The 10,753-nt window shown below is 58.9% G+C and carries 11 protein-coding genes; 3 read left to right on the top strand and 8 right to left on the bottom strand.

What is annotated here, in order from left to right:
* A partial coding sequence (locus tag PA598K_RS38955) for a hypothetical protein (RefSeq protein ID WP_376739030.1) occupies nt 1-123 on the bottom strand: 123 nt, incomplete at its 3' end.
* 233 nt (nt 124-356) lie between these two features.
* Here PA598K_RS38955 and PA598K_RS01850 point away from each other — a divergent pair.
* The gene (locus PA598K_RS01850) at nt 357-1,178 is read left to right on the top strand and encodes a helix-turn-helix transcriptional regulator (RefSeq protein ID WP_128655210.1); all 822 of its coding nucleotides are present in this window, start codon (nt 357-359) and stop codon (nt 1,176-1,178) included.
* 127 nt (nt 1,179-1,305) lie between these two features.
* A complete protein-coding gene (locus PA598K_RS01845) occupies nt 1,306-2,343 on the top strand; it encodes an ABC transporter substrate-binding protein (protein WP_128655209.1) in 1,038 nt (345 codons plus the stop codon).
* Nucleotides 2,344-2,467: 124 nt separating this feature from the next.
* On the opposite strand, the gene PA598K_RS01840 is transcribed toward PA598K_RS01845, so the two are convergent.
* On the bottom strand, nt 2,468-3,838 hold the full coding sequence (locus tag PA598K_RS01840) for an MFS transporter (RefSeq protein WP_128655208.1): 1,371 nt from the start codon (nt 3,836-3,838) through the stop codon (nt 2,468-2,470).
* Nucleotides 3,839-3,994: 156 nt separating this feature from the next.
* Here PA598K_RS01840 and PA598K_RS01835 point away from each other — a divergent pair, with 156 nt between their 5' ends.
* On the top strand, nt 3,995-4,735 hold the full coding sequence (locus PA598K_RS01835; protein WP_128655207.1) for a hypothetical protein: 741 nt from the start codon (nt 3,995-3,997) through the stop codon (nt 4,733-4,735).
* 40 nt (nt 4,736-4,775) lie between these two features.
* On the opposite strand, the gene PA598K_RS01830 is transcribed toward PA598K_RS01835, so the two are convergent.
* From PA598K_RS01830 to PA598K_RS01805, 6 genes are all read right to left on the bottom strand, one after another.
* Nucleotides 4,776-5,921, bottom strand: coding sequence for a hypothetical protein (locus tag PA598K_RS01830; RefSeq protein ID WP_128655206.1), 1,146 nt, complete (start codon nt 5,919-5,921; stop codon nt 4,776-4,778).
* Nucleotides 5,922-5,934: 13 nt separating this feature from the next.
* Nucleotides 5,935-7,212 carry a hypothetical protein gene (locus PA598K_RS01825; protein WP_128655205.1) on the bottom strand — a complete coding sequence of 426 codons (1,278 nt, stop codon included), beginning with the start codon at nt 7,210-7,212 and terminating at the stop codon, nt 5,935-5,937.
* On the bottom strand, nt 7,209-8,087 hold the full coding sequence (locus PA598K_RS01820; RefSeq protein ID WP_128655204.1) for an ABC transporter ATP-binding protein: 879 nt from the start codon (nt 8,085-8,087) through the stop codon (nt 7,209-7,211). The genes PA598K_RS01825 and PA598K_RS01820 overlap by 4 nt, the downstream gene beginning before the upstream one ends.
* A gap of 1 nt (nt 8,088) precedes the next feature.
* Nucleotides 8,089-8,850, bottom strand: a complete 762-nt coding sequence (locus PA598K_RS01815; protein ID WP_128655203.1) for a hypothetical protein — start codon at nt 8,848-8,850, stop codon at nt 8,089-8,091.
* Nucleotides 8,840-9,409, bottom strand: a complete 570-nt coding sequence (locus tag PA598K_RS01810) for an RNA polymerase sigma factor (RefSeq protein ID WP_128655202.1) — start codon at nt 9,407-9,409, stop codon at nt 8,840-8,842. The genes PA598K_RS01815 and PA598K_RS01810 overlap by 11 nt, the downstream gene beginning before the upstream one ends.
* A 152-nt stretch (nt 9,410-9,561) precedes the next feature.
* Nucleotides 9,562-10,671 carry a hypothetical protein gene (locus PA598K_RS01805; protein ID WP_128655201.1) on the bottom strand — a complete coding sequence of 370 codons (1,110 nt, stop codon included), beginning with the start codon at nt 10,669-10,671 and terminating at the stop codon, nt 9,562-9,564.
* Nucleotides 10,672-10,753: the final 82 nt, after the last annotated feature.

The raw sequence follows: 10,753 nt of genomic DNA, 5'->3' as shown, positions 1-10,753 counted from the left end.
CGGCGAGGCTGCCAGATATCCGCCCAGCCAGAGCTTCTGCGACGGCGTCAGCGTCGGCAGCAGCTGGTTGAGCAGATCCGCCTGTTGTTCATTGAATGGACTGTTCGTTACATGGAACTGCATGGGTTCACCTCGTTCATGGATTGCCTAACCTATGACTCCTATTGTATCGGACGGAGCGATACCTGTCATATTAGTACTTTTGATATGATTCGACAGATTTTATTATATATCTGTTTACTTGGAAATGAACAGCAAAAAAACTGTTGCAGCAAGATGCAATAGCGTTGGGACACAGACGATTACGCACATGTTATACTGGTGGACACAGATTATTGCTGCTGAGGTGAACCGCAATGAAGTTAATCTATGATGAAATAGCGGAACGGCTGAACGCCGAACCGGTCGTCTTGCTCGATGTGCATCGGACGACGCTGGCGGGTGAGGGTCGTTACGAAGGACATAAGGAACGCCCCACCACGGCGCCGGCACTGCTCCTCGCATTGCACGGCGAGGCGGTATTTCGCTTTGGCGGCAGCCCGCCCATTCGTCTGACGCCCGGTTGCGCCAGCCTCGGCGGCTTCGATCGGACGCTGACGATTGATGTGGCGGCTGGCGGCTTCAGCTATGTGATTTTTCATTTCGAGCCGGTCGTGGCCGAGCGACTTGGCGGCTTGCACTGGCGAGAGGTCGCCCAGCTGTATTCGCCCCATTCTGTCGAATTGACCGGGCTGATCGAGCAGCTCTGCCGTATCTCCCCTGTCCCCGGTCAACTGGAGCAGCTGCATAAGCAGACGTTGTTCTATCAACTGCTGCACGAGGTGCTCGAGAGCGCGCGTCGATATCATAATAGCCAGAGCTCATCCGTCGTCGAGCAAGCGATCGCCTATATGCATGCCCGTTGCGACGAGGCGTTGACGCTTGATGCGCTTGCGGAGATGTTCGGGATGAAGCCGAAATATTTTTCTTATCTGTTCCACAAATTCACCGGCATACGCCCGATTCCTTACCTGATCCGCTATCGAATGAACCGTGCACGCGAGCTGATCCTGTACTCCGAGCTTTCGATTCGCGAAATAGCAGCGCAGGTTGGCTACTATGATCCCTATTACTTTAGCCGTCTGTTCAAGAAGTATATGGGGATGTCGCCCAGCGCGATCCGCGAGCTTCCAAGGTGAAAATGTCCATCCCTGCGAGGCGAAATCTCCATTCTCGATGTGTCAAGAAACATGATAAAGTAAATTACGATAATGAGAATCGTTATCACATATTCAGACAGATCTCGCAAAGGAGAAATACACAGCAATGAAAACTGTCAAACCTTACCTCGCGATAATGATCGCGACGCTCCTCCTCTCGGCGCTGCTGGCTGCTTGCTCGGACGGCTCCGACTCATCGAATCCTACGGCGCAGCCTCCAAGCTCAGCGAACGAGCCCAAGCAGGCGGACGAAGTCGAACCGTCTGTGGACCAACCCGAAGCCGCCGCTTACCCGCGAACCGTCAAGGATGCCAATGGTGACTTTACGATTCAGCAAAAGCCTCAAAAGATCGCGCTTGCGCATTGGGGATTAAGCGAGGTGCTGCTTACGTTTGATCTGGACCATGCGGCGCTGACGCTGCCGTTCACTGAAGATCAATCGCTGCTAGGCAGCGAGCAATACAAGCCTTACGTCGACAAGATCGGCGCGATAGAGATCATCGGAGAAAATACCGAGGTCAACCTTGAAGCGCTGCTCGAGTATGAGCCTGACCTTATTCTGGCGGGCAGCGATACAAACAAGGCGATCGCCGCGGAGCTGCAGAAGATCGCGCCGACTTACTTTCTCGACGAAGCGGCAGTTAATGTATGGGGGGACTGGCCGACTGTGATGCGCTTGTTCGGCGAGCTGCTCGCCCAGGAAGCGCAGGCCGAGTCCTATATCGAACGCTTCGAGACGTTGAAGACGGACGCCAAACAGCGTCTAGCAGACGTGGAGGGTACGACAGCGCTCTTGCAGGTAAGAAAAGATGCCGTATGGCTGCAAGGACCGGCCTATGCCGAATTGTATTATAGCGGCCTCGGGCTGACGCCGCCATCCGGCACGCTTGCCGAAGAAGGCGGTCAGCTCAGCCTCGAGGGACTGAGCGAGCTGGACCCGGATTATCTGCTCCTCGGCAACTTTACCGTCGGAGACTCATCGCAGCCTGCCGAGATCGAAGCCTGGAAGGACAGCCCGGTCTGGGCTAATCTGAAGGCTGTCAAGCAGCAACGCGTCTATGCATTCGATGGACAACTGGCGCTGGGCTACGGGCCGATCGGTCAGACGTATGGCATCGAGCAAGTGCTCGCAGCGATGGACTGATCCGCTGCGAGTTACCTCCCGCCCAGATAACTCACTTATGACAACAAACCAACGGCTTCACTGCCTTGTGCGCAGTGAAGCCGTTGGTCGTCCAGGCCCGCAGCACATTGCGCCCTCCCGGCTGTTAGTCGAGACGGGCTGCCTCCGCGACCTGCCGCTGCCTTACTCTGCCGCGTCGCAGCAGACCTACCATCGCCAGACCTACGCTGCCCAGGAAGCATGCGGCCAGCATCGGCCAAAACATCGTTCCGCCCCCTCCTGTCAGACCAAGACCAAGCGCCGAGCCGCCAAGGATGCCTAGATTGCGGGCCAGCGCCAGCAAGCCGCCGACTGCGCCCTTGTCCGTCGGCGACGCCCCTTGCATAGCGAGCCGCAGCGCCGGCGAAGCGAGCGCGCCCATCCCGATGCCCGAGAGCGCCAGCGCGCCCGTCTGGAGCCATAGCGCACCCTCGGCAGCGGACAGCATGGCTGCGGACAGGGTGATCAGCGCCAGTCCCAACCATACGAAGGGCATCGATCCGTAACGATCCGACCACCTTCCAGCGAGCGGACCCGTGCAAGCCAGGGCGAGCGGGTAGACGGCGACGGCCAAACCGGCATGGAGCGCTGTGTCTCCGATGGAGGCCATATGCAGCGGGATCGCGACCAAAGCGGCGTTGGCCATCGCAAAGGCAATCCCGCTCGCGATCAACCCGATCCGAACGCCGGACCGCCTCATCGCCGCAAGCGCAAGGAACGGCGCCGGATGCCGAGACGAGCGCCGAAGGAAGAGTGCCAGCACAGCTGCTCCCCCTGCGATCAACCCCAGCGATGTCGGGGAGAGCCAACCCCACGCATCGCCCTGGGCCAGCGCCAGGACGAGCATGCCGATCGCCAGCGTAAACATGGCCGCCCCCCAGCCGTCTATTCGTACAGCCTGACCTGCGGCATCGCGGGGAATCTCGCGGATCGCCCAGAATGAGGCTAGCGCCATGATCAGCGCGGGCAGCGCGAACAGCCATGGCCAGCTCAGCCAGTGCAGCGCCAGTCCTCCGGCGAGCGGACCGCTAACCGCGCCGAGAGCGACCGCCAGACTGACCCAGCCCATCGCCTGACCGCGCCGATCGGGCGCGACATGCGCGGAGATCAGGCCGATGTTGGTGGCCTGATACATCGAGGCTGCCGCACCCTGCAGCACCCGCGCGACGATCAGCATCGACGCGGATAGCGAGCAAGCGGCGAGCAGCGAGGTAGTCGCAAAGGCGATATAGCCCAGGTTGTGAATGCGTCGCATCCCGAAGCGGTCGGCAAGCTTGCCCATCATCGGCAGCAGAATCGTCAGCGTCAGCAAATAGCCGAGAACGATCCATTGCATCCTGTTAATCGGCGTATCCAGCGCATCCGCCAACGTTGGCAGCGCGACATTGGCGGAGCCGATCGTAAAGTTGGAGAGGAACGCGCCGATGCATATCGACAGCAACAGCATCGGCGAGCGGCGTGTGTGTGAATGAGTCATTTTGCAACCTCCATATAGTATAGAAACTAAACTATCATTCTATATAGTTTAGCTCCTAAACCTCAAACGCGCAACCGTTGTTTCTCCTTTGGTTTGGCAGGAGCGCATCGGTCATGCTACACTACTCCTAACTGAAAGAAAGGCGGAAGCGAGCACATGGAGCATACCTTTGTCATCCCCCCGGGCGAGTATACGCCGCTGCCGGATGAGGCGTCGCAAATCGAGAAATGCCAGGAGTGGGGTTTGTTGTCGGAGAAGGCGGTCAAGCTGAAGGAATTCGTCTATAAGGGCGGCGGGCGTCAGCTGTCATGTACGGTGGTCGGCTACATCGATGCGATGACAGCTGTCGTCGAGTTCGAGAACGGTGAACGGCACTGCATCCACCCCTCCTATCTCAAGGAGATGCAGGCCGCTTCGTTTAGCCAACGGATCGGCGCGGCAGACCCGGCCGCTCGCGTCGAATCGGCAGACGAATCCACCCCCGCGACGGCTGCCGCCGAACCCGCTGCTGCCGCGTCGGTGACGCCTGTCTCGGATCGGGACGAGCCCGCAGAGGAGCCCGTTCCGCGCAAGGAGCCGGCCAAAAAAGAGAAAAAAACGAAGCTGAAGCTGCCGGAGGAGAAGGTCAAGCTGACGGCGGTCGTCAAGGAGTTCGTCTCCGTACCCAATCACTTCACCGAGGAGGACGACGAGGTCGTCGTCTACGAGCAGGTACGGATGGTCGAACCGGAGCTGGACATCGGCGACGCCTGGTCGAGCCACAGCAACACGCTCAAGAAGCTGGAGCTGGCGGAGGGCGATGTACTCGCCTTCGAGGCTAAGATCATCGCCAAAAAACTGACGCGACACCCGGTGCCATACAAGATCAACAACCCCTCCAAAATACAAAAGCAATAATCGACAGCGGCTGGCAACGTCGGGCCGGGACGCCAAGCGTCTAGCCCCGGATGTCCAGCCGCTGTTCGCGCCTGCCCCTCCATAGCGCAAGCGCCAGAGCGCTCAGGCTCAACAACGCATAGCCGGCAGCCGATCTCCACCAAGGATCATAGAGACTCAGCAGGCGGTCCAGCAACGCATTGAACCCGACCGTCAGCACGATAAAGAGCAAGGGCACGAGCATGCCGATCAGCACCGGATAGCTCTCGATCATGCGGGACAGCCATACCGTCAAGAGGCAGACGCCAAAAGCGAGCGCATACGTACAGCCCACGGCAAGGAACATATACTGCGCCAGCGTCAAGTTAAGCCAATAGTTGCCTGCCATCAACGCGGAGTTTAACGTCCCTTGCATGAACATCGAAATATCATGCTGCGCAAGCAAGGCGAATAGCACGCCGAGCGCCACCGTCGTCCACGCCGCCGTGCCGATCATCGCTGCCGCCAGCTTGCGCCAATACAGCCGGCGGCCTAGCCTGCTCGTGTATTGCACCTGCAGCATGCCTCGGCGCCGATCGCCGATATGGATTGGCAACGTCAATACGACGACGCCGATCAGGATCGCAGCGGTCGTATACTTGTGCGTCATCTTGAAGTATTGCATCACCTGCTCCGGCAGGATCGTCCGGTATTGCTGCTCCTCGACGATCCGTTGCAGCGCCTGCTGCTGCGCAGTGCCAAACAAGCTGAATCGTTCCGTATCCGCACTGTACTCCATCCATTCCAGGATGTATCGCTTCGCATACAGCTCCCCGAGGAGATCTCTTAGCGCCCCCTTACCGAAGTCCTGCGCATAGCTCCGCAGCTCGCTTGGCTGATGAAGCTGCGAGTCATGATGGACGTACTCCTCGAAGGTCGCCACCCCCGCCTCCTGGAAGCGCGCATCGTCCTTGATCTGTTCGGCGAATACGTGCTGCCTCGCCTCGAATGCGGCGACAAACTGCTTTAACTCTTCGTCATCCAGCTTCGGCCCATAATCGGACACCATCTCGACTGCCGCATCAAATTCATACCCCTCTGACCCGTTCGGGAAATATTCAAAATAAAAAGACATAAAAAGCTGATAAATGATCACCCAAACCGCTCCGACAATCAGTAGCTTCTTCCAATGCAACAGCTTGCGAAGCTCGTAACCGATTACCCGCATAAGCTCCCCCTCCTCATCGCAGATCGCGCCGTATGAAGTGTCTTCGGGCGGGCCCGAGCAGCGCTGCGACGATAACGAGCCAACCGCCGACGGTCACCAGCTCATACGACGGATAAGTCGTGAACACATTTTTCATCATAAACCAGCCATGCGGCACCCATAACAACTGAAACGGATTGGCATACGCCGCAAAAATAAGCAGGCTGCCCGGCGGCGTCACCGTAGTGACGACCCACCCCGCGCCAAGCAGCAGCAAAAACATACAACAAACGAAATAGCTGTTGCGCACATAATGCGCCAGCCAGGCGGCAAAACCGGCAAAAATGAGCTGCAGCGCCATAGCCAAGCCAACGACAGCGCCCAAATACTCCGCAAACCGGAATGGCCACCAGGCGATATAGGGGGTGAACCGGAACTCTCGCATCAAGCCTGTGCTAATCGGCACTTGCCAAAGCTCGCTGTAATCAAACAGTCGGAAGTAGGCCGTCAGATTAACGGCCAGCAGGACAACTGCCGCGAGCAGCGAGGAGAACAGCGCCGCCGCCAGCTTGTCGCGCTGCAGCCTGCGCCCGCGCCGGGTCGCGTACATGAGCGGGTGCGTGTTGCGATCTGTCTCGTAATTCATGATCTGCGCAGTAATCAGCACGCTCAGGAGCATCATCTGGTACAGCATCAGACCGATGACATGCTTGTACAGGAAGCTGTGCATCTTGTGCACGACCCCCTGGAAGAACAGATGCAGGTGCTCGCCCTGCTCGCGAAGCGCAATGACCCGTTGCTCCAGCTTGTCATAGTTCGCATAGACGATGCTGTCCACCTTGTCGCTGGTCGGCTCGGTCATGATATCGAGCATGCCCTTGGCTATCTCCCGCATGTCCATGGCTGCATACTGCTCGCGCAGCTCCGGCACCGCCTGGACATAACGCTCGGTGACGAGCAGTCGCTGCGTCAGCTCGACCTCATCCTCCGTGAATGGACGGGCCGGATCGAGGAGCTGCGAGTTGCTCCCAGCAAACTCCGCCGCGCTGTCGTACGTGCGGCCCAGCTTGGCCTCTGTTATCGTATTAAACGCCGCCAGCTCGCTCTTGTAATACGCACTCAGCTGCTCGTACCCCTCGCCGTTCATGTCATGACCGAATCGCGAGACGAGCGCGCTCAGCATCTGCAGCTCCTCGCGCTGGTAGCTCTGGCCGTACATCACGAACAGATTGAGCGCGGTGAAGACGACGAGCAAGCCTGCGACGAGCGGCGAGCGCAGCGCCTTGGCCATCTCCAGCCCGATGATCCTCATTGCCCGCCGCCCGCTTCCTCGTCGCGGAACACATCGAGGAACAGATCCTCCAGCTGCGGCCGTACCGGTTGCCAGCTCGGGTCGCTGCGCTGCGTCGACAGGAAGCGGATGCGCAGCATCCCTTGCTCTTGCTTTTCCGAGAGCGACAGCACGTCCCGACGAAACTGAGGCGCTGCTGCATAGTCGATCAGCGTCTCGAACACCTGGCCCTCCAGCTTGCTGCACAGCGCTTCTACCGTCTCTTGATAGAGGATGCGCCTGTCCTTGATCATGATGATCTCGCTTGCGATCGACTCGACATCCGATACGATATGGGTCGAGAGGATGACGATGCGGTCGCGCGCGAGCTCGCTGAGCAGATTGCGGAAGCGGACACGCTCCTTGGGGTCCAGTCCTGCTGTAGGCTCGTCCAGGATGAGCAGCTGCGGATCGCCCAGCATCGCCTGCGCGATTCCTACGCGCTGGATCATGCCGCCGGAGAAGGTCTTCATCTTTTTGTTGGCCGCCCCCTCCAGCGCGACCAACTGGAGCAGCTCCTCGATCCTGCCTTTGGCCGCCGTCTTGCCGATGCCCTTGAGCGCGGCGATATACATCAAGTATTGACGAGGATTATAATGCTTGTAATAGCCGAACTGCTGCGGCAGGTAGCCGACCAGCTCCCGGTATCGCTCGTCCAGCTGGACGATCGGCTGGCCGTCGTACAGGATCTCGCCTGTCGTCGGGCGCAGCAGCGTTACCAGCAGCTTGATCAAGGTTGTCTTGCCCGCCCCGTTGGGTGCGAGCAGCCCATAGACGCCATGGGTGAGCTCGAGGTTAATCTCCTTCAGCGCGCAGAAATCGCCATAGTATTTGCTTACATTACGCAGTGCCAGCATCTCAGATATATCCCTCCTTGTGATGAATGGTGATCAATGCGCGCAGGGCGCGGACCATGCCATAACCGGCCGCTACGATCCAGATCGCATAGCCGAAGAGCGGCATCCGCTCCAGCACCGCCGTATAGAACAGCTCATGCCAGACATAAAGCGCCAGATTGACCGCCAGCCAACCGCCGACATAGACGAGCCGCATGCCCTTGGCGGACGAATAGCGCATCAAGGCCAAAAATCCGGTACCAAACAACGTCAACGATGCCGTCGAGACAAGCCATAGCTTCACAGCGTCCAGCTCGGGCAGCGTCCAGACGAGGACTGCGACCATAGCGGTATTGACCGCAGCCGCTACGGCGCCGAACACGGTCATGCGCAGCGCCGCAAGCTGATAGACCGTATATTTGCACACCATCTCCAACTCGTACGTGTCCTGATCGCGCTTGCCGGCGAAGAAGATGATCGCAATCGTCAGATAGAGCACGGGCGAGACGCTGAACAGCAGCACGTACGTCATCGACGGCTGCGGCGCCGCGCTCGACAGATAAGCGGTCAGCATCAACGCGACGATGACGATCGTCGTCAGCGAGACATAGACCAGCTCCGTCCAGTCGCGGAACAGATGCCGCAGTCCGACCTCGCGCAGCATGCGGACCAGATAGGCGACGAAGGTGTGCCGGGGCGGCATCGAGCGGCTCACGATCGCTTCGATCTCGCTGCGGACGACATCGTCGTCGGGATAAGGGACGACCAGCTTGTCACGTTCCATGTTGGTTCTCCTCCTCCTCCTCCTCGAAGTGGCGACGCACGGCGCGCAGCGTCGCATAATAGTCGGTCTTGACGGTGGATAGCGGCATATCGAGCAGCGCTGCGATCTCCTGGAACGGGTAGTCGGCGAACAGCCGGAGCCGGAAGATCTGTTGCGATCTCGCCGCCCGACGATTGACGACCTCGAGGACGCGCTCGACCTCGTCCCGGTAGGCCAGGGAGATCGTGAAGTCCTCCTCCGCTGGCAGCTCCAGCTCATCGATCGGCTCGTGCAGCTTCTGGGCGCGGTAATAGCGCGAGCGGTAGTAATCGACGAGCCGGTTGGTCGCGATTCGATACAGCCATGTGCGGAAGGACGCTTTGCCCGCGTCATAGGAGGCGATCGTCTGCAGCATGCTGCCGAACGTATCCTGCGTCAGATCCTTAGCCAGCTCGGCACTGAGCGTTTGCTTATAGATGAATCCATACATTTCGTTATAATACGCCGCGATCAGCTCGCCTGCCGCCGCCCGGTCGGACCGCCTTTGAATTCGCCTGATCCACCGCTGTTCCTCGTTCATGACTCACCCGCCTCTCCGCCGCGTTCCGGCCTTCCTCTATGTATTCGTAGTCAGTCTCCCAAAAGTTTGACCCTTGCGAAATAATTTTAGCCTCCCATGACGGCACAAAAAAAAGACTGCCTCGATGAGACAGTCTCCGTGGTGTGTCAACCTTATCGACGAGCGAAGTAGCCGAGCAACTGCTTGGTCTCCGGATGGAGCACGACCTTGATCGGCCCGATCAGCTCATCCATGTTGGTGTAATAAGTGACGATAACCATCTGGCCTTCTTCCTTCACCAACGTCTCCAGCGCTTTGGCAGCTACATCGCCGTCAGTCAGAATGCCAGCGGCGCTCGCTGGCGCAACCTCGACCTCTGCGATTTTGTGGTCGCTGATGACGCTTGGCTTCTGCTCATCGGAGACGAAGCTCCAGGCCGCGTCGCGGTAAGCATCGGCCTGCTCGCGAGTCAGCTCGGCGTCTTCGACGATGATGACATGCGCCGGGCTCTGCGGCGGCATGCTCTTCATGAGGAATGGACCGTAATACGCCTTGACGCGGACGCCCGGGTACAGATCGCTCCACTCCACCGGCTCGCCCGTCTCGGAGATGAGCAGCGTCTCTTTGCCGGCATTCAGCTCAAGCGAGGTTTGGAACTTACCGTCGACGCGCTCGCTGAATTGCAGCTTCCAGCCGTCATCCGTCTTGTTGACGCCCGTGATGACATCCTCGATCAGGGACGCCTGCTGCTTCACTTCGATGGAGGCCGCATGCGATCGTCCTGGATAGCTCAGCGCGACGATCGGACCGTATTGGGCCTCGATGCGCATCCCTGCCTTCAGATCCGCAGGCTTGACCGCGCCCTGCTCGCTGCTCAGCACCGTCTCCCCATCGACGCCCAGGATGATCCAGGAGTTCGTCCCATGTCCCATCACTTCGAGCGAATAGATGCCGTCCGCTTCCGTAATGTTGATGATGACGCCGCTCATGCTGATCAGATCGGCCTCCTCCTCTACATCGGTATCGCGATCCTTGAGAACCAGCTCCTGGCTGCTCCAGTTCAGATTATAGCCGAGCAGATCCGCCGTCTCGCGAGCGGGCAAGTATGCCTTGCCGTCGATATAGACCGGCTTTAGCGCTGTCTCGCTGCCGTCGACAGTCACTTTGACATCGCCATGCAGGATGCCGGTTACCTTCTCGACCAGCGCTCCTGCGCCTGCGCCCGCCGACGTGGCGAGCAGACCTGCCGCCGTTATTGCGATCAACCATTTTTTCTGTTTCATGACTCATCTGCTCCTTTTGAGTAAGATCTGTGATGATTGCCATTGTTCACAGTCTCAGACGCAGGAGCTCGTCAAAAGGTTA

Source organism: Paenibacillus sp. 598K (assembly GCF_003851045.1).
Taxonomy (GTDB): Bacteria; Bacillota; Bacilli; order Paenibacillales; family Paenibacillaceae; genus Paenibacillus_D.
Note: the sequence above shows the minus strand (reverse complement) of the source record. Positions and strands in the feature narration are given on the sequence as shown.

Bases quoted from the DNA above. Each gene is read 5' to 3' on its own strand.
- PA598K_RS01830 (WP_128655206.1), bottom strand. From the start codon at position 5,921: ATGCGGGTAATCGGTTACGAGCTTCGCAAGCTGTTGCATTGGAAGAAG.
- PA598K_RS01835 (WP_128655207.1), top strand. From the start codon at position 3,995: ATGGAGCATACCTTTGTCATCCCCCCGGGCGAGTATACGCCGCTGCCG.
- PA598K_RS01840 (WP_128655208.1), bottom strand. From the start codon at position 3,838: ATGACTCATTCACACACACGCCGCTCGCCGATGCTGTTGCTGTCGATA.
- PA598K_RS01820 (WP_128655204.1), bottom strand. From the start codon at position 8,087: ATGCTGGCACTGCGTAATGTAAGCAAATACTATGGCGATTTCTGCGCG.
- PA598K_RS01850 (WP_128655210.1), top strand. From the start codon at position 357: ATGAAGTTAATCTATGATGAAATAGCGGAACGGCTGAACGCCGAACCG.
- PA598K_RS01810 (WP_128655202.1), bottom strand. From the start codon at position 9,409: ATGAACGAGGAACAGCGGTGGATCAGGCGAATTCAAAGGCGGTCCGAC.
- PA598K_RS01825 (WP_128655205.1), bottom strand. From the start codon at position 7,212: ATGAGGATCATCGGGCTGGAGATGGCCAAGGCGCTGCGCTCGCCGCTC.
- PA598K_RS01815 (WP_128655203.1), bottom strand. From the start codon at position 8,850: ATGGAACGTGACAAGCTGGTCGTCCCTTATCCCGACGACGATGTCGTC.
- PA598K_RS01845 (WP_128655209.1), top strand. From the start codon at position 1,306: ATGAAAACTGTCAAACCTTACCTCGCGATAATGATCGCGACGCTCCTC.
- PA598K_RS01805 (WP_128655201.1), bottom strand. From the start codon at position 10,671: ATGAAACAGAAAAAATGGTTGATCGCAATAACGGCGGCAGGTCTGCTC.